Origin of the sequence: Stenotrophomonas sp. GD03654 (assembly GCF_029845105.1) — a bacterium.
GTDB lineage: Bacteria > Pseudomonadota > Gammaproteobacteria > Xanthomonadales > Xanthomonadaceae > Stenotrophomonas > Stenotrophomonas africana.
In genome coordinates, this window is sequence record NZ_JAOCLC010000020.1 from 34,238 (window position 1) to 59,539 (window position 25,302).

Below are 25,302 nucleotides of genomic sequence, written 5' to 3' on the forward strand. Positions count from 1 at the left end.
CCGCCCTTGTCGATACAAATAGTTACGTTATAACATTTCACATCAACTTCACGGATCGTGTCATGCGCTGCCATCTCCTTGCTGCTGCCATTCTGTTCGCCGTCCACACCGCCCAGGCCGCGGACGAACCCACCCTCCCCACCCTCCAGGTCCAGGCCTCCCAGCCCTCGCGCATCGACAGCCGGGTCACCGTCGACAATCCACAAGCCCAGAACCGCACCCTCGGCAACCTGCTCGAACATGTCTCCGGCGTGCAAAGCAGTGCCTTCGGGCCGAACGCGGGCGCTCCGGTCATCCGCAGCCTCAGCGGCAACCGCGTGCAGATCCTGCAGGACGGCCAGTCCATCCTCGGCATGAACGCGATCAGCGGCGACATCAACATTCCGTTCGATCCGCTGTTCGTACGCAGTGTCACCGTCAACAAGTCCTCCGACACCGTGCGCTACGGCGGCAATGCGATCGGCGGCAGCGTGGAGATCGATCCGGGCCTGATCTCGCGCCGCATGGAAGACAAGGACCAGTCGATGGAGCTGGTCCTGCGCAAGGGCTTCAATGCCGCCGACGCGCAGGGCTTCCGCATGAACTTCAACAACCAGCGCAACCTCTCGACCAACCTGCAGGTCTCGCGCCAGCGTATCTCGCACTACGACATCCCCGGCAAGAGCAAGGCCAGTGTCTGCAACACCCGACTGTTCCCGCCGACCGGCGGCGTCAACTCGGCGCTGGCCGACAGCTGCCAGAAGGAAGCGCGCGTGCAGCAGATCTACAACAAGGCCTCGCAGCCCTACATCGACCAGTTCATGACCGAGAATCCGGACTGGGCCGATGGCGATTTCTCCTTCTACACCAACAACCCGACTTCGGTCTGGCAGCGCCGTACCTATATCAATCCGGTCAATCCGGCCTATGTCGCCGGCACGCCGTCATACGTACAGAAGCAGATCAACAATGATGTGACCCCCGACTATCACCACCGGCTGGGCAACAGCTACGCGCGCAATTCGCAGGTGGCGTTCGGGTCGACCCTGTTCTTCGACCGTGGCTACGTCGGCGTCAGCATCGATGCCAAGGACAGCGGATACGGCGTGCCGGGGTTCTCGATGCAGAATCTGTCGTTCGGTTCCAACTACGCCAACGCATTGCCGGTGGGGGTGGTGATCAAGCAGGAACGCTACGCACTGGAAGCCCTGTTGCGCGATCCGCTGCCGTGGTTCGAGCGCGCCGAACTGCGTGTTTCGAAGCTGGACAACACCTCGGGCGAACGGCTGGGTGCCACCCGGGCCAACGACTACGATTTCGAGAGCACCCAGGCCGAGCTGCTGCTCAGCCATCAGCGCGTCGGTCCGCTCAGCGGCCTGCTCGGCTTCAGCCACCAGTCGCGTGATGTCACCGGCAGCGGTTCGCTGCGCTACCTGCCTGACGTCGACACCCGCAGCAACGCGGTGTTCCTGAAGGAGACGCTGGACGTCGGCTGGGCCAGTTTCGACGCTGGCGTGCGCCACGAGCGCGTTGACCATGACCTGCAACCAAGCCGCTTCAAGACAGCGCGCAATGCCGCCAACACGAAACTGCAGGACCGCGACTACCGACTCAACAGCTACAGCCTGGGATCGTATGTCGAGCTCGGTCCGTTGTTCGCGGCCAAGGTGCGCTACTCGTCCTCGCAGCGCGCACCGGAGATCAACGAGCTGTATGCGAGCAATGCGCACTACTCGGTGATGACCCAGGAAGAAGGCAACCAGAACCTCGAGCCGGAACGCGCGAAGAACCTGGAGTTGACCGGCCTGTTCCACGTAGGCGATTTCGAACTGTCGGCCACCGCGTACCGGATGCGGTACGAGAACTACCTCTACCTCGGCTACTCCGGCCTGCAGACCGCCAACCGCCTGCCACTGAAGTACTGGAAGCAGACCGACACCACGGTGAAGGGCTTCGAGATCGATGCCTCGCAGGCATTGGACCTGGGCCGCTACGGCACGTTGAATGTGTCCGCCTTCGCTGACCTGGTGAAGAACAAGGCCGACCGCCCCGATTCGTTGCGTGCCCACAATGACGGCGAGTACCTGCCGAACATGCCGACCAACCGCTACGGTGCCAACCTGCAGTGGCAGCGCGAAGGCTGGAAGGCGCAGCTGTCCAGCACTTACTACGACACGCAGAAGTACCTCGGCCGCAATGTCAGCGAGGAAGTGCCACTGGATGCGTTCAACCTGGTCGACCTGCAGGTCAGCCGTGAGCTGCCGGTACGCAACAACTACATCGCTGGCATGGAAGTGTTTGTCAACGCCAGCAATCTGCTCAATGAAGAAGCACGCCCGCACAACTCGCCGCTGAAGTACATCGCGCCGTTGCCGGGGCGTGGTTTCCAGGTGGGTGTGACGGTGAAGCTCTGAGGAGAGCGTGATTCGGTCGCCATCCAACGATCAATGATCGCTGGATGGCATGCCGGGCCCCTCCATCCGCGCAAAGAAAAACGCCTGCAGATCGAGGATCTGCAGGCGCTTCTTTGTATCTGGCGGAGTGAGAGGGATTCGAACCCTCGATAGAGCTTTTGACCCTATACTCCCTTAGCAGGGGAGCCCCTTCGGCCACTCGGGCATCACTCCGGGGTTTTCTCCGCGTCTGGTGCGTTGCACCTCAGCGGGGCGTGAATCATAACGTTAATCGAGTGCGAAGGTAAAGCGTTATTCGGCAGAATTTTCGCTACCGGTGCCACCGGCTTCATCACCACGCTGGATGCGCTGATAGATCTCTTCGCGATGCACAGCGACGTCCTTCGGCGCGGTGATGCCGATACGCACCTGGTTACCCTTGACGCCAAGCACGGTGACGCTCACCGAGTCACCGATCATCAGGGTTTCGCCGACGCGGCGAGTCAGGATCAACATTTTTGTAAGTCTCCATGGAACCGTGTGGAAGGGTATCCCCCACCGGCTTGACGCTCCGTCAAGAAGCGCTACCACGACAAAGGGAAAAGATTCGCAATGGTACCGTCAGCCGTCCCGCTCCTACAAGGAGGGGGACGGCCAGGTTCATCACAGGCGGGGGCTGACCCATTCGACGACTGCAGCCAGCGCAGTGGCAAGGGCGGGCCCGTCCTCGCCACCACCCTGGGCGAGGTCCGGGCGTCCGCCGCCCTTGCCCCCGATCTGACTGGCGATATGGGACAACAGTTCCCCGGCCTTGACCTTGCCCATTGCACTGCCGTTCACACCCGCAACCAGGGCAGCCTTGCCGTCCTGGGCACCGGCCAGCACGATCACCGCATCGCCCAGCTGCTGCTTCAGGCGGTCCATGGCGTCACGCAGGGCCTTGGCATCGAAGCCCTCCAGGCGGGCAGCCAGCACCTTCACGCCGGCAACCTCGACAGCCTGGCCGGACAGGTCGGCCGTGGCACCCGCGGCGACCTTGGCCTTCACGGCCTCCAGCTCGCGCTCCAGCAGCTTCTGGCGCTGGCCAAGGGCACGGATCTTCTCGACCACGTCGGCAGCGCTGCCACCGAGCAGGTCGGCGGCCTCGGCCAGGCGGGCCTCTTCGGCGTCCACGTAGTCCAGCGCGCCCTGGCCGGTGACCGCTTCGATACGGCGTACGCCGGCGGAAACACCGCCCTCGGAGGTGATCTTGAACAGGCCGATGTCGCCGGTGCGGTTGACGTGGGTACCGCCGCACAGCTCGGTGGAGTAGTCACCCATCTTCAGCACGCGCACATGCTCGCCGTACTTTTCGCCGAACAGGGCCATCGCGCCGAAGTCCAGCGCTTCCTGCATGCCCATGTTGTGCACTTCGGCGGCGTTGTTGGCGCGTACCTGCTGATTGACCTTACGCTCGATCACGGCCAGTTCTTCCGCGCTGATCGGCTGGAAGTGCGAGAAGTCGAAACGCAGGCGGTCCGGAGCGACCAGCGAGCCCTTCTGCTGCACGTGGGTGCCGAGCACTTCGCGCAGGGCGGCGTGCAACAGGTGGGTGGCCGAGTGGTTGAGGATGGTGGCGCCACGGCGCTCGCCATCGACCTGGCCAGACAGCACATCACCGACCTTCAGGCCGCCTTCGGACAGGATACCGACATGGCCGTGGAACTGGCCGGCAAACTTCTGGGTGTCTTCCACCGCCAGGCGCACGCCGCTGCCGGTCAGCACGCCGGTGTCGCCGACCTGGCCGCCGGACTCGGCGTAGAACGGAGTCTGGTTGGTGATGACGATGACTGCGTCACCGGCTTCGACCGACTGCACCGGACGACCGTCCTTGAGCAGGGCCAGCACGGTCAGGCCGTCGGCCTGCAGGCGGTCGTAACCGAGGAACCGGGTCGGGCTCAGGGTCGCCACCAGCTCGGCCGGCAGGGTCACGCCACCACCGAACTTGCCGGCCGCACGCGCGGTCTCGCGCTGCTGCTCCATCGCGGCATCGAAGCCGGCAATGTCGACGGTCAGGTCGCGCTCGCGGGCGATGTCCTGGGTCAGGTCGAGCGGGAAGCCATAGGTGTCGTACAGGCGGAACGCGTCAACGCCCGGGATCACGCCATTACTGGCCTTGCCCGCGACGTCTTCGAAGATCTTCATGCCGGCGTCGAGGGTTTCGGCGAAACGCTCTTCTTCGGCCTGCAGCGCACGGGTGACGGTGTCCACCGCTGCCGGCAGTTCCGGATAGGCCTCGCCCATCTGCTCGACCAGGGTCGGCACCAGCTTGCTGAAGAACGGCTGGCGCACGCCCAGCATCCAGCCATGGCGCAGGGCGCGGCGGATGATACGGCGCAGCACGTAGCCGCGGCCTTCGTTTGACGGCAGCACGCCATCGACGATCAGGAACGAACAGGCACGGATGTGGTCGGCGATCACGCGCAGCGACTTGTTTTCCAGATCGGCAGTGCCGGTCAGTTCGCTGGCCTTGCGAATCAGGGCCTGGAACAGGTCGATCTCGTAGTTGGTGTGCACGTGCTGCAGGATCGCCGCCAGGCGCTCCAGGCCCATGCCGGTATCCACGCACGGTGCCGGTAGCGGCACCAGGGTGCCATCCGGCTGGCGGTCGAACTGCATGAACACCAGGTTCCAGATTTCGATGAAGCGGTCGCCGTCTTCATCCGGAGAACCCGGGGGGCCGCCGGCGATATGGTCACCGTGGTCGTAGAAGATCTCGGTGCACGGGCCGCACGGGCCGGTGTCGGCCATCTGCCAGAAGTTGTCCGAGGCGAACGGTGCGCCCTTGTTGTCGCCGATGCGCACGATGCGCTCTTCCGGCACGCCGACCATGTCGCGCCACAGTTCATAGGCTTCGTCATCGGTCTGGTAGACGGTGACCAGCAGGCGTTCGGCCGGCAGCTTCCAGACCTGGGTCAGCAGTTCCCAGGCCCAGGCGATCGCGTCCTTCTTGAAGTAGTCGCCGAACGACCAGTTGCCCAGCATTTCGAAGAAGGTGTGGTGGCGCGCGGTGTAGCCGACCTGGTCGAGGTCGTTGTGCTTGCCGCCCGCGCGCAGGCAGCGCTGCACGTCGGCCGCGCGCACGTAGCTCCGCTTCTCCGCGCCAAGGAACACGTCCTTGAACTGCACCATGCCGGAGTTGGTGAACAGCAGGGTCGGATCATTGCCCGGCACCAGCGGCGCCGACGGCACGATGGTGTGGCCTTTACCCTTGAAGAACTCAAGGAAGTCGCTGCGGATCTGGGAAGTCGTGAATTTGGCGGATGCGTTCATTGGGGGCTGGCAGTCTGCGGGCCGGCGGGCCCGGACCACCGGCCGCGTTGGCCAGGGTCACGAGGGACCGCCGAAAACCTAAAGGGTATCAGGCCCGGCGCCGCCAGTCTCAGTCATCCGGGTCGTAGCGGGTCGCGCGGCGGATGCTGTCGCCGTCGAAGCCCCGTCGGGCCAGCAGATCGGCGGCCTTGCGCCGCTGTGTCAGGTCCTGCGGGCCGGCCTCGCCAAAGCGTCGGCGGACCAGATCACGGGCGTTTTCCTGCCAGTCGCCTTCGTAGCTGTCCATCGCCGCGGCAATCGCGGCGCTGTCCAGGCCGTGGGTCCCCAGCTCGGCGCGGACATGGATCGGCCCATAGCCGGTGTTGGCGCGCATCCTCACCAGATTTTCGGCAAAACGGGTGTCGTCCTGCCAGCCGGCCTCGGTCAGCTTGGCGACAGCCGCCTGCGCAGCCTCGTCTTCGATGCCACGAGCGGTCAGCTTGCGGGTGAGTTCCTTGCGCGAGTGCTCGCGGCGGACCAGCAGGCCCAGCGCTCGTTGCACGGGCGTCTGCTCGCGCGACCGGCGTTTGCGGCCGGTGGGAATGTCGTCGGCGTCGGACATCGGTGCTCCAAGGGTGGCGCCGTCCGTGGCGCCCTGCCCATCCCTGGGCGATTCGAACCTGCGGGACAGGGCGACGTCACTGACGGCGCCACCCTGCCCCACAGCAAGCCTTATTCGTCGTCGCCTTCGTCGTCGCCTTCCTCACGGGTGGCTTCGGTCGGCTGGAACTTCTCGCGCAGCTCGGCTTCGAGCTTCGCGGCAACCGTCGGGTTGTCGCGCAGGTAACCGCGGGCATTATCCTTGCCCTGGCCGATGCGCTCCTCACCGTAGCTGTACCAGGCGCCGGCCTTCTCGACCAGCTTGGCATCCACACCCATGTCGATCAGCTCGCCTTCGCGGCTGATGCCCTCGCCGTACAGGATCTCGGTGATGACCTGCTTGAACGGAGGCGCCAGCTTGTTCTTGACGACCTTGATCTTGGTCTGGTTGCCGATGATCTCGTCGCCCTTCTTGATCGCGCCGATGCGACGGATGTCCAGGCGGACCGAGGCGTAGAACTTCAGCGCGTTGCCACCGGTGGTGGTTTCCGGGCTCTGGCCAGGCATCATCACACCGATCTTCATGCGCAGCTGGTTGATGAAGACCACCAGGGTGTTGGAGCGCTTGATGTTGCCGGTCAGCTTGCGCAGCGCCTGGCTCATCAGGCGGGCCTGCAGGCCCGGCAGCTGATCGCCCATCTCGCCTTCGATTTCAGCCTTCGGGGTCAGCGCGGCGACCGAGTCGATCACCAGGATGTCGACCGAACCCGAACGGACCAGCATGTCGGCGATTTCCAGCGCCTGCTCACCGGTATCCGGCTGCGACAGCAGCAGGTCGTCCACGTTCACGCCCAGCTTGGCGGCGTAGATCGGGTCCAGCGCGTGCTCGGCATCGATGAAGGCCGCAGTGCCGCCCATCTTCTGGCATTCGGCGATGGCCTGCAGGGTCAGCGTGGTCTTGCCCGAGGATTCCGGCCCGTAGATTTCAACGACACGGCCCTTCGGCAGACCGCCAATGCCCAGTGCGATGTCGAGCATCAGCGAACCGGTCGGGATAGCCTCGACGGGCTCAACCACGCGGTCGCCCATGCGCATCACCGAGCCCTTGCCGAACTGCTTTTCGATCTGGCCCAGAGCTGCAGCGAGGGCGCGCTTCTTGTTCTCGTCCATCGGATTGGTCCTTGCAGAGGTCGTGTCGTTGGAAGTGCTGTCTTTGGGGGTCTTCTTTGCCATGGGCTCACTTTAAGTCGGATGTATCGCACAGGCTGAGATTCTGCCCGGCGCTCTGAAAAGAATTATCGGACATCCGTACCAACCTCAGTGGAACCAGAGAATCGCCACAAAAGACCGCGGGGTAATGCGCTATGGAACGGGTCAACGATTGGGTCGCAGCAGGCCGCAATAGAGGCCTTCGATCGCGAAATCCTGATCCGGCAGCACTTCGATCGGCTTGTAGTCGGGATTACGCGGCAGCAGGCGGATACGATCCTTGGCGATCTTCAGCAGCTTGACGGTGATCTCGTCATCGATGCGCGCCACCACGATCTGGCCGGAATGGGCGTCGCGGGTGCGATGGACGCCGATCAGGTCACCGTCGAAGATGCCCTCATCGATCATCGAATCGCCCTGCACCTTCAGCAGGTAGTCCGGCGCCGGCGAGAAGAACACCCGGTCCAGCACCACGAAATCGTCCGAGCCGATGTCGGCGCCGATCGGCAGGCCGGCCGCAACCCGGCCGAGAACCGGCAGGCGCAACACGCTGTCCGGCAGGCCCGGCTCGGCCAGCTTTTCGACGGGCGGCGCCTGCACCAGGCGGATACCGCGGGCCTGGCCAGGGATGCGACGGATCGCACCGGCCTGCTCCAGGGCTTCCAGGTGGTACTGAGCCGCGCGCACGCCCTTGAAGCCGAACGCACGTGCGATTTCAGTCTGCGACGGCGGTGCGCCTTCGCTCTCGATACGCTCGGCGATCAACTGCAGGATCGCCTGCTGGGTGTCGGTCAGGTCCATGGTTAGTAGTATTACTACTAACTGACGAGACCGCAAGTGCCGGGGACGATAGGGGGTGATGCGGGCCCTGTTGGGCCGAGGCATGCTCGGCAAGCGCACTAACGCCCGGCCGGGCAGCAAAGCAAAAGCAAATGCAACCGCGGCCGACTAACAGTCGGCTCTACAGGAATCGCTGCGCGATTCCGCGGTAAACACACTCACGTGTGCTTACCGCTTCTCCATATCGAGAACAGGATCCACACGCCGCAGAAGCCGGCGCCGATGAAGCCGCAGACGCCCAGCGCCAGCAGCCAGCGGCTGGAGACGCCGCCGACGCTGTGCATCACGATCGAGGAACCGATGATCAGCGCAGCAGTGACGATGCCCATCACCAACCGGTTCGCTGCGCGGTTCACCTGTTCGCCAAAGCCCTGCAGCGCCGTGGTTTCCACCTTCAACTGCAGGCGTCCCCGGCGCGCCGCCTGCACCAGCTTGCGCAGGTCGCGGGGAAGCTCACCGGCGAAGTCGACCAGGCCCAGCAGGCTGCGGCGGCCGCGCTTGAGCAGCGCCTTGGGCGCATAGCGCTGCAGCACCACCCGCTCCAGGAACGGGCGCGCGGCGCTGGCCATGTCGAAATCCGGGTCCAGCTGCCGGCCCATGCCTTCCAGGGTCAGGAACGCCTTGATCATCAGCGCCAGGTCAGCCGGCAGGGTCAGGCTGTAGCTGCGCAGCAGCTGGGTGATGTCGCCCAGCATCAGGCCGATGCGCAGGTCCTTCAGCGGCACGCCACGGTACTGGTCGACGAACTGGCTGATGTCGTGCTGCAGCCGGTTCTCGTCCACCTCAACACCGCCGGCCCAGTCCAGCAGCACGTCGGCCACGCCCTGCGGGTCCTGCTCGACCAGCCCGTGCAGCAGCTGCGCCACCTGGAAACGCCGGACTTCCGACAAGGCGCCGACCATGCCGAAATCAATCACGCCGATGCGGCCATCACGTAGATAGATGATGTTGCCCGGGTGCGGATCGGCGTGGAAGCTGCCGTCCTCCAGCACCATCTTCAGCACGATGTCCGCACCGCGCCGCGCCAGTTCGCGCCGGTCCAGTCCTGCCGCGTCGACGCCAGCCAGGTCACGCCCGGGAATGCCGTCGACGAAGTCCTGCACGTTCAGGCTTTCGCAGGTCCACTGCCAGTGCACCTTCGGAATCAGTATGTCGTCACGGCCGCTGAAGTTGCGCGCGATGCGCTCGGCATTGCGGCATTCGGCAGCGAAATCCAGCTCGCGGCGCAGCGACACGGTGAACTGCTGCACGACTTCGGCCGGGCGGTAACGACGCAGGTCCGGCAGTCGCGCTTCAACGATCTCGGCCAGGCGGGCCAGCAGACGCAGGTCGGCCTCGACCACATCGCGGATGCCGGGGCGCCGCACCTTCAGCACCACCTCGCGACCATCATGCAAGCGCGCGCGATGGGCCTGCGCCAGCGAGGCGGCAGCCATCGGGGTTTTATCGAGGAACGCGAACACCTCTGCAGGCGATGCGCCAAGGTCGGCCTCAAGCTGCTCGCGGATATCCGCATACGGCAGCGCCGGCACCGCGTTCTGCAGTTCAGAAAGCTCGGCGATCCATTCCGGCGGCAACAGGTCGACACGCGTTGCCAGCACCTGCCCAAGCTTGACGAAGGTCGGGCCAAGATCCTGCATCGCGCTGCGCACACGCACCGGCGCGGTCATCCGCAGCAGTTCCTGCCGCTCCTCGTTCCAGTGCAGCAGGCGCCCTGCCCGCTCCAGCGTGCTGGCCAGGCCGATGCGCCGCACCACGTCACCGAAGCCGTAGCGGATCAGGACGACGGCAATTTCCTGCAGTCGGCCCAGGTCACGGACCGTGCCCAGCGTTTCCCACATCATGCGTGCTCCGGACGATTACCGGAGCAGCATGTCACAGCTGGGCGTCGATACCGCGCAATGCCGCTGCCACGGTTTGCCGGCGGATGGCTTCGCGGTCGCCATCGAACTGGAACAGCTCGGCGCGGGCGTAGCCGCCGCGCCGCTTCCAGCCGATCCAGACACTGCCGACCGGCTTGTCCGGGCTGCCACCGCCAGGACCGGCGATGCCGGTCACCGCCACGGCGATGCCGGCACCGGAATTGACCAGTGCGCCGGACACCATCTCCAGCACGGTTTCGCGGCTGACCGCACCGAACTGCTCCAGGGTCTGCGCGCGCACACCCAGCAGGCGCTGCTTGGCCTCGTAGCTGTACACCACCATGCCGCAGTCGAAGAACGCCGAGGAACCGGCGATATCGGTCATGCACTTGGCGATCCAGCCACCACTGCAGCTTTCAGCGGTCACCAGCTGCAGCGAGGCCTGCTGCAGGCGCTGCCCGAGCGCGGCGGACTGGGCATTGAGTTCAGCGTCGGTGGGAATGGACATCGGCATGACGGTGGGGTGAAGAACCTGCACGTTGTACCGCAGATGACAGGCGGATGTCGCGCCCCTCCGGCGCGGCTGCGTTGCCGGCCAGCGGCCGGCACTACCCGGTATCGGCCGCTAGCTCACCACTCCGGCAGCTTCTCCGGCAGCAGCGCCCGGATCGGCGCACCGTCGGCACTGGCGGCCAGCTTTTCGGCTTCGGCGATCGGCAGATCGACCTGCAGCAGCCAGCCGTCTTCATCGGCCTGCTCGCTGCGGATCACTTCCAACTGGTGCAGGCGCGCACGCAGGCGGCCGGCATCCGGCGGCAGGCGCAGTTCGCCGGTGACATGCTGCAGGCCCAGGCGCTTGCCCAGCACCGCCTGCAGCAGCTCCAGGCCCTGCCCGTCACGCGCGGAAATCCACACCCGCTCGCGACGCGACTCATCCGGGATACCGTCCTGGCCATCGTGGCGGACGTCGGCACCGTCGATGCGGTCGATCTTGTTGAACACCAGCAGCTGCGGCAGGTCACCGGCACCGACCGCGGTCAGTACCTCGTCCACCTGGGCGATGCGCTCCTCGCGGTGCGGATCAGCAGCGTCGACCACGTGCAGCAGGAAGTCAGCCTCGCGCGCCTCGGACAGGGTCGAGCGGAACGCGGCGACCAGATCATGCGGCAGATCGCGGACGAAGCCGACGGTATCGGCCAGCACCACGTTGCCCCCGGGCACCGCAATGCGTCGCACGGTCGGGTCCAGCGTTGCGAACAGCTGGTCGGCGGCATACGCCTCGGCCCCGGTCATGGCATTGAACAGGGTCGACTTGCCGGCGTTGGTGTAGCCCACCAGGGCCACGCGCGGCAGTTCGCTGCGCACGCGCGCGCGCCGCATCTGGGTGCGCTGCACCTCCACCTTTTCCAGGCGCTTCTGCAGCTGCTCGACCCGCTTCTGCAGCAGGCGGCGGTCGGTTTCCAGCTGGGTTTCACCCGGGCCACGCAGGCCGATGGAACCACCGCGCTGGCGCTCCAGATGGGTCCAGCCGCGCACCAGCCGCGTGGCCAGGTGGCGCAGCTGCGCCAGCTCGACCTGCAGCTTGCCCTCGTGGCTGTGCGCACGCTGGGCGAAGATGTCCAGGATCAGGCCGGTACGGTCGATCACCCGGCGCTCGAGGAAGCGTTCCAGGTTGCGTTCCTGGCCCGGGCTCAACGCATGGTTGACCAGGATCAGGTCGGCACCGCTGGCGTCGGCCGCAGCCTTGATCTCGTCCAGCTTGCCGCTGCCGATCAGGGTCGACGGATTCGGACGGTCCAGGCGTGCGGTGATCGTCGCGGCGATGCTGGCCCCAGCCGAGCGGGCCAGATCACCGAATTCTTCCAGCACATCGTCTTCCAGCTTGCCGAAATGGGGCTGGATCAACAGGGCGTGTTCGCCCTTTTTCGAGCGGTCAAACATTCACCGCTCCGGTATTACTCGTCTGCTTCATCACCTGCCTGACCACCTTCACCCGACTGCACGTAACCACCGCCCGGACCGACCTTCACGTTGCGTGCCGGAACGACCGTGGAAATGGCGTGCTTGTAGACCATCTGACTGACCGTATTGCGCAGCAGGACGACGAACTGGTCGAACGACTCGATCGTGCCCTGCAGCTTGATGCCGTTGACCAGGTACACCGAAACCGGCACGCGCTCGCGCCGCAGTGCGTTCAAGAAAGGATCCTGCAGCGATTGCCCCTTGGACATTGCACACTCCTGATTATTGTTCTTATTGGGTTGCCGACGGTTGCCACGGCCCCCGAGCCGCCCGCCGAACGATGATGTTACACGGCTGGCGGGGGTTCAGCGTGCGACGAAGGTCGACACCGCGCCGGCAAGGCGCTCGTGGTCGATATGGGGGTCGAACCAGCGCGCATCAAGTTCGCCGCGCAGCCAGGTCAGCTGGCGCTTGGCCAGCTGCCGGGTGGCGAAGATCGCCTTGTCCCGGAAGCGGGCGGCATCGCCCTCCCCGCCCAGATACTCCCAGGCCTGGCGATAGCCGACCGCGCGCACTGCCGGCAGGTCCAGCGGCGCCTCCACGGCGACCATTTCCGGCATCGCGCGCAATGCCCGCACCTCATCCAGAAAGCCCTGTACCAGCATGGCGTCGAAGCGCGCCTCGATACGCTGGTGAAGCACCGCGCGGTCACGCGGCGCCAGGATCAGCTTGAGCGTGCGTACCGGCAACGGCGCCACGCCCGGTCGACGCTGCCATTCAGTGATGGGGGTACCGGTCAGGCGATAGACCTCCAGCGCGCGCTGGATGCGCTGGGGGTCGGTGGCATGGATGCGTGCGGCGGCGGCCGGGTCGACCTTGGCCAGCTCAGCGTGCAGTGCTGCCCAGCCGCGTTCGGCCGCCTCGGCGCTGAGCGCTTCGCGCGTCGCCGGATCGGCCTCCGGCATCGGCGACAGACCCTGCAGCAGCGCCCGGAAATAAAGACCCGTGCCGCCGGCCAGGATCGGCATCTTGCCGCGCGCCACGATGTCGGCAACGACCCGGCCGGCATCGACGGCGAATTCGGCTGCCGAGTAGGTCTGCCACGGATCGCGCAGGTCCAGCAGATGGTGCGGCGCCTGCGCACGCTCGGCCGCATCCGGCTTGGCCGAGCCGATATCCAGGTGGCGGTATACCAGCGCCGAATCGACGCTGACGATTTCGCCATCCAGCTGCTGTGCCAGAGCGATCGCGGTGGCGGTCTTGCCACTGGCGGTCGGCCCCATCACGGCGATCGCCAGTGGCCGCCGGTCGATGCCCATCAGTCTTCGTCCGGCCAGCGGATCGTCGGCGTGGCATCGGCACGCGGCGTCGGCACGGCCTCGACCGCCTGCCAGATCTTCAGCGCATCGACGGTGGCGGCTACGTCATGCACGCGTACGATGCGTGCGCCGCGCTGCACCGCGATCAGGTGCGCGGCCACCGACGCGGCCACGCGCTCGGACGGTGTGTCGCGACCGGTCAGTTCGCCCAGGCTGCGCTTGCGCGACAGGCCAGCCAGCATCGGCACGCCCAGCTCCAGGAAGCGCTCGGAGCGTGCCAGCAGGGTCATGTTGTGGGCAGTGGTTTTGCCGAAACCGAAACCGAGATCGATCAGCAGGTTCTTCTTCGCAATGCCCGCCATCTCGGCAGCGAACAGGCGCTGGACCAGGAAGCCGTGCACCTCGGCGACCACGTCGTCGTAATGTGGATCGGCCTGCATGTGGCCTGGCTCGCCCTGCATGTGCATCAGCACCACCGGCACGCCGGTTGCAGCGGCGGCGTCCAGCGCCCCTTCCTGACGCAGGCCGTAGATGTCATTGATCATGCCGGCGCCAGCCGCCACGGCCGCGCGCATCACTTCCGGCTTGAAGGTGTCGATGCTGATCGGCACCTGGGTACGGGCCGCCAGCTGCTCGATCACCGGAATCACCCGGCGCAGCTCCTCCTCCACCGATACCGGCGCAGCGCCCGGGCGGGTCGATTCGCCGCCGATATCCAGCAGATCGGCGCCTTCCTCGACCAGCTTGAGGCCATGAGCGACCGCGGCCTCGGTGGTGTCGTGCGCGCCACCATCGGAGAACGAGTCCGGAGTGACGTTGACGATGCCCATGACCCGGGCACGGTCGAGGCGCAGGATGCGACCGGCGCAATCGAGCTGGGGCGAGGTATCGAACATCGGTAATCCTGTTGGGACAACGGCGGGTAGTTTAGTTCGGCAGGGCGGCGCCCTGCACCCGCAGAGGCAACGGCCACAGCAAAAACCCAAGCAACAGCAGAAGCTGGTTTCCTGAGGGTAGGCGGGGTGGGTCCGGTTGCGGGGGCCGCTGCAAGTACGTCCGTGTAAGCTCGGTCGCCGCATCCATGCGGCTCACGCCCCCGCAACCGGACCCACCCCGCCTTCGACAGATTTCCGCGATCTGTCGGGCCTTGTTTTCTGTAGAGCCGAGCCATGCTCGGCTCAGGTCTCCCGGATATCGAGATGTTCGATTTAGATGGAGATTCATCCATGCATGGCGTGGATCTACGTGTCGACCAAGGTCGACACCTACCAACAGCACCAGGAAACTGTCAAAGGTGGGACGGTGTCGGAGGGCGGGGTGTCAGCCGCATGGGCCCGAGGCATGCCTCGGGCGGGTTGGGCTGGATGCCCAACCCCGGTCTTGCCGTGTGCGCAGGACAGCGCACACGAGCAAGCGGCTGCCAAGCTTACAGGGACGTACTTGCAGCGTCCCCGCACTCCGACACCGCCCCGCCAAATCATGGAATACCGCTGTTGCTGTTGCTCTGGCTCGTAGCAGGTGCAGGGCGCAGCCCTGCCGACACCACTCAACGGCGGCGCTTGCGGTCCACGTACAGGGTCTTGGCAATGCTCAGCACGATGCCGACACCGATACCCACCACGCAGCCCAGCAGCAGGTTGTCGGCGCCCAGGCCCACACCCACGCCGACCACGGTGGCGATGACCATTTCGGCAGTGTGGGAAATCGGTTCGGGCTTCGGGGCGGACATGCGGGCTCCAGCGTCAGTTGGGTTCTTCGGGATGGGCCAGTGGCCCGGAAACGACGAAGCCGGGTTGCCCCGGCCTCGTCTGGTGTCACGTGCAGCGGGCCGTCAGTGCGATTCGGCCGGGCCCGCGATCGGCGGCAGCGGACGGGCGTCGCCGCCCTTGTCGTTGCCACCATCCTTGTTCGACTTGTTCCAGCCGGCCGGCGGCGGTGGATCGCGGCCTTCCATGATGGCGTCGATCTGCGGCGCGTCGATGGTTTCGTACTGCAGCAGCAGCTGGGACATCGCGTGCAGCTTGTCCAGGTTGGCGGTCATCAGCTCGGTGGTGCGTGCGTATGCCTCGTCGAGGATGTTGCGCACTTCCTCGTCGATGCGGCGCGCAGTGTCGTTGGACACGCTCTTGTGCTGGGTGACCGAACGGCCCAGGAACACCTCGTCGTCCTCTTCGCCATACGCGATCGGGCCGAGCTGGTCGGACAGGCCCCACTTGGTGACCATGTTGCGGGCCATCTTGGTGGCGCGTTCGATGTCGTTGGAGGCACCGGTGGTGACCTTGTCGGCACCGAAGATCAGCTCCTCGGCCACGCGGCCACCGTACAGCGAGCACAGCTGCGACTTGATCGCCACGCGGTTCATCGAGTACTTGTCGCCTTCCGGCAGGTACATGGTCACACCCAGCGCACGACCGCGCGGAATGATGGTGACCTTGTAGACCGGGTCATGCTCGGGCACCAGACGGCCGACGATGGCGTGACCGGCTTCGTGGTAGGCGGTGAGGGTCTTCTCTTCTTCGCTCATGGCCATCGAGCGGCGCTCGGCACCCATCAGGATCTTGTCGCGGGCACGGTCGAAGTGATCCATGCGGACTTCCTTCTCGTTGCCACGCGCAGCGAACAGGGCGGCCTCGTTGCAGAGGTTGGCCAGGTCGGCACCGGAGAAGCCCGGAGTACCACGCGCGATCACCATCGGCTCGACGTCGTCGGCCAGCGGCAGCTTGCGCATGTGGACCTTCAGGATGTGCTCGCGGCCCTTCACGTCCGGCAGGCCGACCACGACCTGGCGGTCGAAGCGGCCCGGGCGCAGCAGTGCCGGGTCCAGCACGTCAGGACGGTTGGTCGCGGCGATCACGATCACGCCTTCGCCGCCTTCAAAACCGTCCATCTCGACCAGCAGCTGGTTCAGGGTCTGCTCGCGCTCGTCGTGACCGCCGCCCAGGCCGGCACCACGGTGGCGACCGACGGCGTCGATTTCGTCGATGAAGATGATGCACGGCGCGTGCTTCTTGGCCTGCTCGAACATGTCGCGTACGCGGCTGGCGCCGACGCCGACGAACATTTCCACGAAGTCCGAACCGGAGATCGAGAAGAACGGCACCTTGGCCTCGCCGGCGATGGCCTTGGCCAGCAGCGTCTTGCCGGTACCCGGCGGGCCCACCATCAGCACGCCGCGCGGGATCTTGCCGCCCAGCTTGGTGAACTTGGACGGGTCGCGCAGGAAGTCGACCAGTTCGCCCACTTCTTCCTTGGCCTCGTCGCAGCCGGCGACGTCGGCGAAGGTGACCTTGATCTGGTCTTCGCCCTGCAGCTTGGCGCGCGACTTGCCGAAGGACATCGCGCCCTTGGCACCACCGCCACCGCCCTGCATCTGGCGCATGATGAACAACCAGAAGCCGATGATCAGGATGACCGGCAGGAAATTCATCAGGATCGCGCCGAGGGAAATGCCGCTGGACGGCTCCTCCTGCACGATCTCCACGTTCTTGGTACGCAGCACGTTGATCAGGTCACGATCGAACGGCGCGGTGATGGTGGACGACTGCCCACCGCGGGTGGTGTAGGTCAGCTGGCTGGTGCCGCCGCGCATGTCGCCGCCAAAGGCGACCTTCTGCACGTTGCCGCTGTCCACCTGGTCCAGGAACTGCGAGTACGACGCGCCCTGCGCGCCGGCCCCGGAGGACTTCGGCGAGAAGCTCTGGAAGACCACCATCAGCACGACGGCGACGACCACCCATAGCAGGAGGTTCTTGGTCAAGTCGTTCATCCTCATTGGCTCCGGTGTTCCTCTCAGTGCTGGCGTTGCGTTGGGGTCGAACTTGCGTACGTTGCGAGCTTACTTCATGTGGGCGCGTTTTCCCTGACCCAAGGCATACACCTCGGGAGAGCGCTTGCGCGAGGCTTCCGGCTTGCGGATGGAGACCTTGTCGTACCGGCGGCGCATGTCACGCACGTAGTCGTCAAAGCCTTCGCCCTGGAACAGCTTGATCAGGAACGCCCCACCGGTCTTCAGGTGGTTGTCGGCAAAATCCAGGGCCAGCTCCGCCAGGTGCATCATCCGCGGCTGGTCGACCGCGCCTACACCACTCTTATTGGGGGCCATGTCCGACAGCACAAGGTCTACCGGCTGATCCCCGAGCATGGCTTCAAACTGTGATAGGACGGCTTCTTCCCTGAAGTCACCATGAAGGAACTCCACGCCAGCCAGCGGCGGCATGTCCAGGATGTCCAGCGCCAGCACGCGACCGGTGTCGCCGATCTGTCTCCGCACCTGCTGAGACCAGCCGCCTGGGGCGGCGCCCAAGTCGACCACCACCATGTGCGGCTTCAGCAACCGGTCACGTTCCAGCAGCTCTTCGAGCTTGTAGGCGGCGCGCGAGCGCATGCCTTCGGCCTGGGCCTTCTTCACGAAGGGGTCGGAGAAGTGTTCCTTGAGCCAGCGCTGGCTGCTTTTGCTGCGGGTAGCCATTGAAAATAGGGGCTGATGGGGTCCTCATGATACCCTGATCGCCCCATTCAACCGTGTTTTCCTGCATGTCCATCGCCCTGACCGCCTCCCAGACCCGTTTCCTGCGCGGCCAAGCCCACGACCTGAAGGCCCTGCTGCAGACCGGCGGCAAGGGCGTGACCCCGGCCTTCATCGCTGAGCTGAACGAAGTGCTGGAGCGCCACGAGCTGGTCAAGGTGAAGGTCGCTGCCGAAGACCGCGACGCCCGTGACGTGATGATCGGCGAGATCGTCGAATCCACCGAAAGCGCGCTGGTGCAGCGCATCGGCCACGTCGCCGTGCTGTACCGCCCGAGCAAGGAACAGCGCCAGATCGTGCTGCCGCGCGGCTGATCGCCCTACCGCCATGCAGCTGAACCACGAACCGCCAGATTACGCCTACAGCCTGCGTGCCGCCGATGGCCGCTCGGCCAAGGTGAATGACCAGGTACTGGGCAGCAGTTTCTTCCTGACCCCGGACCAGCTGGTCACGCAATGGCCGGTGGTGAGCGCCACTGCGCTGCAGCTGGCTGACCTGGAGCCGATCCTGGCGCTGAACCCGGCGCTGATCGTGCTCGGCACGGGTGACCGTCAGGTGTTCCCGCCGGCGGTGGTGATGGCCGCCTGCCTGTCGCGCGGCATCGGCCTGGAAGTGATGAACAATCCAGCCGCCGCGCGCACCTTCAACATCCTGGCGGGCGAAGGCCGCAAGGTCGCGGCTGCTTTCATTCTGGAAGGCTGAAGCGGCGCTGCCGGCCATGGTACGGCGCTCCCCTGGATCTCACGTAGCCTGTAGCGCCCGAGCCCATGCTCGGGCGTCGTCGTTTACCGGCGAAGAGCAGCCGAGCATGGCCCGGCTGTACAGGTGAAGCACGCCGGGCCTGGCCCGGCGCTACCTACTCGATCACACGCGATCAGCGCGCCGGCAGGTACTGCTGCGGGTCGACCGGCTTGCCGTTGTAGCGGGTGAGCCGGCGGTGTTTGCGGCCCATGGGCCGCACCGTCGGCGAACGCCCGGCGCGCTGCGCCGGGCCGGGGATCCGCCCGGATTATGAATCGACGATCAGCGTGCCGGCAGGTACTGCTGCGGGTCTACCGGCTTGCCGTTGTAGCGGATCTCGAAGTGCACCATGTCGCGGTTCGCACCGGTACGGCCCATTTCGGCGATCTGCTCGCCAGCCTTCACGCTCTGCCCTTCATTCACCAGGCGCTTGCGGTTGTGGCCATAGGCCGACAACCACTGGTCGCTGTGCTTGATGATGATCAGCTCTCCGTAGCCGACCAGACCGGCACCGGAATACACCACCACGCCATTGGCGGTGGCCTTGACCGCCTGGCCGCTGGTGCCGGCGATGTCCACGCCCTGCTTGGTCGCGTCACCGGCCACGTAGCGACCAACGATGGCGCCGTCAGCCGGCCACCGCCAGGCGATGTTGCTCTTCACCGGTCCCACCGGCGCCGGGGCCGGTGTGGTGCTGCCGCCACTGCTGGCACCGGAACGCGGCGCGGTCACCACCGTGGTCGGCGCGCGGCCGGCGCTGGCACCGGCCGGATACAGCCGGATCACCTGCCCCGGATGGATGGTCGAGGGGTTGTCCAGGCTGTTCCAGGCAATCAGGTCGGCCGGGGTGATGTCATGGATGCGGGCCAGCGCATAGATGGTGTCGCCCTTGCGCACCACCACGGTCTGCCCGGGCTTGGGCACCGAGGTCTTCGGCGTGGTCACACCACCCGCGGTGCTGCCACCACCAGGACGAACCACAGTCGCGGTACCGCAGGCGGCCAGGGTGGAAACCAGCAACGCCAGCGCGCCGATGCGCACTCCTTTGCTCAGACGATCAGGACTCATGCGAACTTCGACCTCCATACAAGCCAGGCAATCAGCACCACCACCAACGCGGTGGCGATCCAGCCCAGCGGTTCAATCCAGCGACGCAGTGCCGCTTCAGCACGCGCACCACCGATACGGATGACCGCAGCCAGCACGAATACGCGCTTGCCGCGACCGATCAGCATGCTCAGCAGGTACTGCGGCATCGGTACGCCGACGATACCCGATGCCCACGTGAAGACCTTCATCGGGATGGGCATGAATCCGCCCAGCACCAGGAAGGTGAACACCGCCCACGGCGACTCGGCCATCTTCGCCTGCACGGTGGTGATGCCCTGCTCGATGGCCGGCAGCATGCCCAGTGCTTCGAACAACGGCTTGATCGCTTCGAAGGCGTAATGACCCAGTGCATAGCCAATCAGCGCGCCGACCATCGAGCCGGCCAGGCTGAGGGTGGCGAACCACCAGCCGCGCTTGGGCTGGGCCACGCACATCGGTGCCAGCATCACCTCCGGCATCACCGGGAAGATGATCGCCTCGAAGAAGCTCAACACCGTCAGGTAGGTCGGCGCGCGTTCGTGCGCCGCCCACTTCATCGCCCGCTCGTACAGCGGCCCGAAAATCTTCATGCAACCCTGCTCCGTGGATTAGTCGAGCATGCCAGACAGCAGCGGCACGAACGTGACCGGCGCCAACACGTGTTGTTCGATGCTGCCGTCGGCCTTGCGGTCCAGCTGTACCAGCGACTGCGCCCCTGGGCCACCGACCGGCGCCACCAGGCGGCCGCCCTCGGCGAGCTGCTCGATCAGGGCGTCGACCAGTGCCGGCGCCGCCGCAGTGACCACGATGGCATCGAACGGTCCGTGCTCGGCCCAGCCGACGCGGCCGTCGTCATGCTTGGTGCGGATGTTCATGCCCAGCGCACGGAAGCGCTTGCGCGCCTGGCGCAGCAGGTCACCGATGCGCTCCACGGTGTAGACCTCCAGGCCCAGCGCACCGAGGATGGCGGCCTGGTAACCGGATCCGGTGCCGACTTCCAGCACCCGCTTCGGCGCGACCTGGAGCACCGCCTCGGTCATCCGCGCGACCACCCAGGGTTGCGAGATGGTCTGGCCGTGGCCGATCGGCAGCGCGGTGTCTTCATACGCACGCGAGGCCAGTGCCTCGTCGATGAACAGATGGCGCGGCACCACCCGGATCGCGTTCAAGGTCGGCTCGTCGACAATCCCGGCTTCGCGAAGGCGGTCGACCAGGCGGTCACGCACGCGCTGCGAGGTCATGCCGATACCGACGGCTTCCGGTTGCAGGCGCAGGCGTGGGCTCATGCTGGCTGGTCCAGCGCGGCACTGAGGCCGCCGACCCAGCTGGCCACCTTCTCCAGTGCCTGGTAACGGGTCAGGTCGACCTGGATCGGGGTGATCGAGATGTGGCCGGTGCGCACCGCATGGAAATCGGTGCCGGGGCCGGAGTCCTGCTCACGACCGGCCGGGCCGATCCAGTACACCTCGTTGCCGCGCGGATCCTTCTGCGCGATGCAGCCTTCGGCGCGATGGCGGTTGCCCAGGCGGGTGACCTCGAAGCCCTTGACTTCGCTCCACGGCAGGTCAGGCACGTTGACGTTGAGGATGGTGTCAGCCGGCAACGGATCGGCCTTGAGCCGGGCGACGATCTCCACCGCGGCGCGCGCGGCGGTCTCGAAGTGCTTCGGATCATGGTTGCGGGTAACCAGCGAGACCGCCACCGCCGGCAGGCCGAGGAAGCGACCTTCCATCGCCGCCGAGACGGTGCCGGAATAGATCACGTCATCGCCGAGGTTGGCGGCATTGTTGATGCCGGACACGACAATATCGGGTTCGAACTCGAGCAGCCCGGTCAGCGCCAGGTGCACGCAGTCGGTCGGGGTGCCGGCCACCGAGACGGTGTAATGGTCGATGCGCTTGAGGCGGATCGGCAGGTCGAGGGTCAGCGAATTGCTGGCGCCGGAACGATCGCGGTCGGGCGCGACCACCGTGACTTCGTGACCGGCCTCACGCAACACCGAAGCAAGCATCCGGATGCCTGCGGCGTCGACGCCATCGTCGTTACTGACCAGGATTCGCATCTTCGATTTAACCGCTTGATTTTCCAAGAATTCGATTCCATCACCGTGCAGTGTGGGCGGGACCGTCGTACTTCCCTGCGGAAGCCGTCGACCCTGCAAGGGCATCGTCTATTGTGCCGCATGCGAGCCGCCGGTCCTACCCTGCCGGCGGTCACGGCCGACATCGAACCGTCATAGGCAGACCTGCGCCGGCGGTTTACCCTGTGCGCATGTCGCACCCTGAAGACGAAGACCCGGCCGCATTGTTCCGTGCGGCCATCGGCGAAGTGACGCCGCTGCGCAAGGATGCCGAGCCGGCACCGGCTGCGCCCCGGCCGAAGCCGCGCGCGCGCATGGCCGAACGTGACGAGGCCGAAGCCGCCGGCGAGTTCGCACGGCTGCTGCGCGACAGCACGCCACTGGAAGCCGGCGACGTGGCCAGCTATCGCCGCGACAACCTCCCACCTCGCATGTTCCAGCGGCTGAAGCGTGGCCAGTACTCGGTGCAGGACGAACTGGACCTGCACGGCGCCACCGCGTCGCAGGCGGAGACACTGCTGCGCCAGTTCCTGCTGGAAGCGCATGCACACGACTATGGCTGCGTGCGCATCATCCACGGCAAGGGATTGCAGTCCGATGGCGGTGCGCCGGTACTGAAGAACCTGGTCGACCGCCTGCTGCGGCTGCGCAATGATGTGCTGGCGTTCCACTCGGCGCCAACCGGGCAAGGCGGTACCGGTGCGATGCTGGTGCTGCTTGCACGTAGATGAAAAAGGGGACGGAGGGAATTAAGTCGTTTGTGGCACAAACGACTTAATTCCCTCCGTCCCCTTTTTCTGTCAGGCCTGCGAGGCGTCTTCGACCGGGCCGAGCTCGTGCAGCACGGCGGTGGCGTAGCAACCCGGTGGCAGCGCGAACGATAGCTCCAGCACGTCATCGGCCAACCATTGGTGCTGCAGCAGCGCCGGGCGCAGGCGCAGCGCGCGGCGCTCCTGCTTCAGGCGCGCGTCTTCCAGGCCGGCCCGCAGTGCCTTCGACTCTTCGTCGTCCAGCGCGGCCAGCTCCAGCTCGCGTGCCGCATCGGTGCTGCGCAGCTCGCCTTCGCCCCACAGCGGCGCGCTGGGATGGATGTCGAAACGCGCCAGGCGCTCGGCCAGGACATCGGTGTACGGCTCGGGTCCGAACACGCTGCGGCTGCCATCGAGCATCCACACTTCACCTTCAAGCGGCTGATCCCAGTTGCCCTGCTCCACGCGCGCGGCCAGCACCCGATTGAACAGCGCCGAGCGGGCAACTGACAGCAGCAGCGAACGCTGGTCCTTGCGCATGCGGCGGCCACCGAACATCGCCAGTGCCGCCGGCACATTGCCGCCGTCGCGGCCAAAGCGCTGCTCGCCGAACCAGTTCGGCAAGCCGCGCTCGGCAATCTGCTGCAGGCGTTCGCTGATTGCTGCGGCATCGCCCTGCACTTCGCGCAGCACCAGCTTGAAGCGGTTGCCGGCCAGTGCGCCACGCTGCAGCTTGCGGTTGTGCCAGGTGGCTTCGAGCACTTCGATCTCGTCACTGGCCAGCTCGGCCAGGTCCGGCGCGACGCGCTTGGGCAGGTGCACGCTGAAACGCTGGGTAGTGACCGCGTGGCGGTCTTTCATGCCGGCGTAGCTCACTGCCATTTCCGGCAGGCCCGCCCACTTGGCCAGCACCTTGGCCACATGCACGGTGTTGGCGCCGCGCTTGCGGATGTGCAGCAGCAGGTGCTCGCCTTCACCGGTGGCCTCGAAGGCCGGCAGCTCGTCAACCTGGAAATCGTCCGGCGTGGTGCGGATGCGCGCCGTCAACAACGGCGCACCAAACGCCAACGGCAGCGGAATCATGCCGCCACCAGCAGCACAACGGCCTGTGCAGCGATGCCTTCGCCACGGCCGGTGAAGCCCAGCTTCTCCGACGTTGTGGCCTTGACGCTGACCGCATCCAGCGGCAGCTGCAGCAACCCACCGATACGCTCACGCATGGCCAGCGCATGCGGGCCGACCTTCGGACGCTCGCAGATCACGGTGATGTCGGTGTTGCCGACGCGCCAGCCGCGCTCGCGCAGCAGGCTGTCGCAGTGGCGCACGAAATCGCTGCTGTCGGCGCCCTTCCAGCGGTCGTCACTCGGCGGGAAATGCTGGCCGATGTCACCCAGCGCCAGCGCGCCGAGCATCGCATCGCAGAGGGCGTGCAGGATCACGTCGCCATCGCTGTGCGCGAGCACGCCGCAGCTGTGCGGCACGTTCACGCCGCCGAGCATGATGTGATCGCCTTCACCGAAGGCATGGACGTCGTAGCCCTGGCCGATGCGGACGGGCGGGAACGGTGCGGTGCTCATGGATGCAACCCTTGCAGCAGGGCCGCGCGGACGGTCAGTCGGCGCGGCGGGAAAGTACGAATTCGAACCGGTCCAGATCGGCCGGGGTGGTGACCTTGAAGTTGTCCTCGCTGCCTTCCACCAGCAGCGGGCGCTGGCCCTGGCGCTCCATGGCCATGGCCTCGTCGGTGACTTCAACACCGGCGGCCGCGGCGTCGGACAGCGCGCGGCTGAGCTGGTGGCGGCGGAACAGCTGTGGGGTCAGTGCACGCCACAGGCGCTCGCGCGGCTCGGTGCCATCGATGCCACCGTCATCGCCAGCGCGCTTGAGTGTGTCACGCACCGGTGCGGCCAGGATCGCCCCGACCGGGTCGGTACGACCGACTTCAAGCAGGCGGCCGAGATCGGCCAGCGACAGGTTCGGCCGCGCCGCATCGTGGACCAGCACGAACTCATCGGCGCGCACCGAGTCCGGCAGCGCCTGCAGACCAGCCAGCACCGAAGCGGCACGGGTCGCGCCACCGATGCAGGTCAGCACCGGCTTGCCCGCCCACTCGTTCCAGCCTGGCCAGTCGGCGTCGTCCTGGCCGATCACCACCATCGCACCGGCCACGGCCGGGTGCGCCAGCAGTGCATCCAGGGTATGGGCGAGCAGGATCTGCCCACCTGCCTGCAGGTACTGCTTGGGCAGCGGCGCACCGAAGCGGGCACCACGGCCGGCGGCCGGAACCACCACCCAGATCGCCGCGCTCATGGCACGTCTGCCGGGTGTTCGCCGGCCTGGGCACTGACGCCAGCGGCAGGCTGCACCGGTTGGACCGGCGCATCCTCGACCACGCGGTAGAACTTCTCGCCGGGCTTGATCATGCCCAGCTCGCTGCGTGCGCGTTCCTCGATGGCGGACTGGCCTTCCTTGAGGTCCTTCACTTCGGCAGCCAGCGCATCGTTGCGCTGCTGCAGACCCTCATTGTCCCGCTCCTGGTTGGCGACCTGGGCTTCGAGCATCATCACTTCGCCCGAATTGCCCGGACCGAACCAGAAGCGGTACTGCAGCCAGCCCAGCAGCAGGGCCAGCACCAGCAGCATCCAGCGCCAGTCGCGCATCGG

General features: G+C 66.0%; 26 protein-coding genes and 1 tRNA gene. 4 read left to right on the plus strand and 23 right to left on the minus strand.

Annotated features, from left to right (window positions below):
- The first annotated feature begins 62 nt into the window (after positions 1 to 62).
- Positions 63 to 2,393 (plus strand): TonB-dependent receptor, encoded by a 2,331-nt coding sequence (locus N5J73_RS09700; protein WP_049449567.1) that lies wholly within the window; start codon positions 63 to 65, stop codon positions 2,391 to 2,393.
- A 120-nt stretch (positions 2,394 to 2,513) separates the two neighbouring features.
- Here the strand turns inward: N5J73_RS09700 and N5J73_RS09705 are convergent.
- The 15 genes from N5J73_RS09705 to rlmE form a co-directional block, all read right to left on the minus strand.
- Positions 2,514 to 2,606 (minus strand) — tRNA-Ser (locus N5J73_RS09705).
- 78 nt (positions 2,607 to 2,684) lie between these two features.
- Positions 2,685 to 2,888, minus strand: coding sequence for a carbon storage regulator CsrA (gene csrA, locus N5J73_RS09710; protein WP_004152909.1), 204 nt, complete (start codon positions 2,886 to 2,888; stop codon positions 2,685 to 2,687).
- A 147-nt stretch (positions 2,889 to 3,035) separates the two neighbouring features.
- Positions 3,036 to 5,684 carry an alanine--tRNA ligase gene (gene alaS / locus N5J73_RS09715; RefSeq protein ID WP_049449565.1) on the minus strand — a complete coding sequence of 883 codons (2,649 nt, stop codon included), beginning with the start codon at positions 5,682 to 5,684 and terminating at the stop codon, positions 3,036 to 3,038.
- Positions 5,685 to 5,793: 109 nt separating this feature from the next.
- Complete coding sequence (recX, locus tag N5J73_RS09720; RefSeq protein WP_049449562.1) at positions 5,794 to 6,285, minus strand: recombination regulator RecX; 492 nt, start codon at positions 6,283 to 6,285, stop codon at positions 5,794 to 5,796.
- Between the two features lie 110 nt (positions 6,286 to 6,395).
- Positions 6,396 to 7,433 (minus strand): recombinase RecA, encoded by a 1,038-nt coding sequence (gene recA / locus N5J73_RS09725; protein WP_049449560.1) that lies wholly within the window; start codon positions 7,431 to 7,433, stop codon positions 6,396 to 6,398.
- Positions 7,434 to 7,637: 204 nt separating this feature from the next.
- Positions 7,638 to 8,273 carry a transcriptional repressor LexA gene (gene lexA, locus N5J73_RS09730; protein WP_005412936.1) on the minus strand — a complete coding sequence of 212 codons (636 nt, stop codon included), beginning with the start codon at positions 8,271 to 8,273 and terminating at the stop codon, positions 7,638 to 7,640.
- Positions 8,274 to 8,470: 197 nt separating this feature from the next.
- Complete coding sequence (ubiB, locus tag N5J73_RS09735; protein WP_049449609.1) at positions 8,471 to 10,153, minus strand: 2-polyprenylphenol 6-hydroxylase; 1,683 nt, start codon at positions 10,151 to 10,153, stop codon at positions 8,471 to 8,473.
- A 34-nt stretch (positions 10,154 to 10,187) separates the two neighbouring features.
- Positions 10,188 to 10,682: a nicotinamide-nucleotide amidohydrolase family protein gene (locus N5J73_RS09740; protein WP_010484249.1), complete on the minus strand. Its 495-nt coding sequence runs from the start codon at positions 10,680 to 10,682 to the stop codon at positions 10,188 to 10,190.
- Between the two features lie 122 nt (positions 10,683 to 10,804).
- Positions 10,805 to 12,115, minus strand: a complete 1,311-nt coding sequence (hflX, locus tag N5J73_RS09745) for a ribosome rescue GTPase HflX (protein ID WP_005412934.1) — start codon at positions 12,113 to 12,115, stop codon at positions 10,805 to 10,807.
- A 14-nt stretch (positions 12,116 to 12,129) separates the two neighbouring features.
- A complete protein-coding gene (gene hfq / locus N5J73_RS09750) occupies positions 12,130 to 12,405 on the minus strand; it encodes an RNA chaperone Hfq (protein WP_004152891.1) in 276 nt (91 codons plus the stop codon).
- Between the two features lie 96 nt (positions 12,406 to 12,501).
- Positions 12,502 to 13,455 (minus strand): tRNA (adenosine(37)-N6)-dimethylallyltransferase MiaA, encoded by a 954-nt coding sequence (gene miaA, locus N5J73_RS09755; RefSeq protein WP_049449559.1) that lies wholly within the window; start codon positions 13,453 to 13,455, stop codon positions 12,502 to 12,504.
- Positions 13,455 to 14,351: a dihydropteroate synthase gene (gene folP, locus N5J73_RS09760; protein ID WP_049449556.1), complete on the minus strand. Its 897-nt coding sequence runs from the start codon at positions 14,349 to 14,351 to the stop codon at positions 13,455 to 13,457. The genes miaA and folP overlap by 1 nt, the downstream gene beginning before the upstream one ends.
- Before the next feature lie 650 nt (positions 14,352 to 15,001).
- Complete coding sequence (locus N5J73_RS09765; protein ID WP_049447756.1) at positions 15,002 to 15,184, minus strand: hypothetical protein; 183 nt, start codon at positions 15,182 to 15,184, stop codon at positions 15,002 to 15,004.
- Positions 15,185 to 15,286: 102 nt separating this feature from the next.
- A complete protein-coding gene (gene ftsH / locus N5J73_RS09770; protein ID WP_010485966.1) occupies positions 15,287 to 17,221 on the minus strand; it encodes an ATP-dependent zinc metalloprotease FtsH in 1,935 nt (644 codons plus the stop codon).
- A 69-nt stretch (positions 17,222 to 17,290) separates the two neighbouring features.
- The gene (rlmE, locus tag N5J73_RS09775) at positions 17,291 to 17,923 is read right to left on the minus strand and encodes a 23S rRNA (uridine(2552)-2'-O)-methyltransferase RlmE (RefSeq protein ID WP_005409014.1); all 633 of its coding nucleotides are present in this window, start codon (positions 17,921 to 17,923) and stop codon (positions 17,291 to 17,293) included.
- A 65-nt stretch (positions 17,924 to 17,988) separates the two neighbouring features.
- Here rlmE and yhbY point away from each other — a divergent pair, with 65 nt between their 5' ends.
- A complete protein-coding gene (gene yhbY / locus N5J73_RS09780; RefSeq protein ID WP_049447757.1) occupies positions 17,989 to 18,294 on the plus strand; it encodes a ribosome assembly RNA-binding protein YhbY in 306 nt (101 codons plus the stop codon).
- Between the two features lie 13 nt (positions 18,295 to 18,307).
- Positions 18,308 to 18,682, plus strand: a complete 375-nt coding sequence (locus N5J73_RS09785) for an Mth938-like domain-containing protein (RefSeq protein ID WP_012510659.1) — start codon at positions 18,308 to 18,310, stop codon at positions 18,680 to 18,682.
- A 321-nt stretch (positions 18,683 to 19,003) separates the two neighbouring features.
- Here the strand turns inward: N5J73_RS09785 and N5J73_RS09790 are convergent, their stop codons facing one another.
- The 4 genes from N5J73_RS09790 to surE are packed head-to-tail and all read right to left on the minus strand — an operon-like array spanning position 19,004 to position 21,872.
- On the minus strand, positions 19,004 to 19,789 hold the full coding sequence (locus tag N5J73_RS09790; protein ID WP_049447758.1) for a peptidoglycan DD-metalloendopeptidase family protein: 786 nt from the start codon (positions 19,787 to 19,789) through the stop codon (positions 19,004 to 19,006).
- The gene (locus N5J73_RS09795; RefSeq protein WP_005409010.1) at positions 19,786 to 20,400 is read right to left on the minus strand and encodes a YqaA family protein; all 615 of its coding nucleotides are present in this window, start codon (positions 20,398 to 20,400) and stop codon (positions 19,786 to 19,788) included. The genes N5J73_RS09790 and N5J73_RS09795 overlap by 4 nt, the downstream gene beginning before the upstream one ends.
- An 18-nt stretch (positions 20,401 to 20,418) precedes the next feature.
- Positions 20,419 to 21,096: a protein-L-isoaspartate(D-aspartate) O-methyltransferase gene (locus N5J73_RS09800; RefSeq protein ID WP_010485977.1), complete on the minus strand. Its 678-nt coding sequence runs from the start codon at positions 21,094 to 21,096 to the stop codon at positions 20,419 to 20,421.
- Complete coding sequence (gene surE / locus N5J73_RS09805; RefSeq protein ID WP_010485979.1) at positions 21,093 to 21,872, minus strand: 5'/3'-nucleotidase SurE; 780 nt, start codon at positions 21,870 to 21,872, stop codon at positions 21,093 to 21,095. The genes N5J73_RS09800 and surE overlap by 4 nt, the downstream gene beginning before the upstream one ends.
- A gap of 209 nt (positions 21,873 to 22,081) precedes the next feature.
- Between surE and N5J73_RS09810 the strand changes: the two genes are divergently transcribed.
- On the plus strand, positions 22,082 to 22,621 hold the full coding sequence (locus N5J73_RS09810) for a Smr/MutS family protein (protein ID WP_049447759.1): 540 nt from the start codon (positions 22,082 to 22,084) through the stop codon (positions 22,619 to 22,621).
- Positions 22,622 to 22,690: 69 nt separating this feature from the next.
- Here the strand turns inward: N5J73_RS09810 and truD are convergent, their stop codons facing one another.
- From truD to ftsB, 4 genes are read right to left on the minus strand one after another with little or no spacing between them, the layout of a single operon-like run.
- A complete protein-coding gene (gene truD, locus N5J73_RS09815) occupies positions 22,691 to 23,722 on the minus strand; it encodes a tRNA pseudouridine(13) synthase TruD (protein WP_049447760.1) in 1,032 nt (343 codons plus the stop codon).
- Complete coding sequence (gene ispF / locus N5J73_RS09820) at positions 23,719 to 24,216, minus strand: 2-C-methyl-D-erythritol 2,4-cyclodiphosphate synthase (protein ID WP_005409005.1); 498 nt, start codon at positions 24,214 to 24,216, stop codon at positions 23,719 to 23,721. Before ispF ends, truD begins: the two co-directional genes overlap by 4 nt.
- A gap of 34 nt (positions 24,217 to 24,250) precedes the next feature.
- Positions 24,251 to 24,949, minus strand: a complete 699-nt coding sequence (gene ispD, locus N5J73_RS09825) for a 2-C-methyl-D-erythritol 4-phosphate cytidylyltransferase (protein ID WP_049447761.1) — start codon at positions 24,947 to 24,949, stop codon at positions 24,251 to 24,253.
- Entirely contained in the window at positions 24,946 to 25,299 is a 354-nt protein-coding gene (ftsB, locus tag N5J73_RS09830) for a cell division protein FtsB (RefSeq protein WP_049447762.1), read from the minus strand. The genes ispD and ftsB overlap by 4 nt, the downstream gene beginning before the upstream one ends.
- Positions 25,300 to 25,302 lie beyond the last annotated feature (3 nt).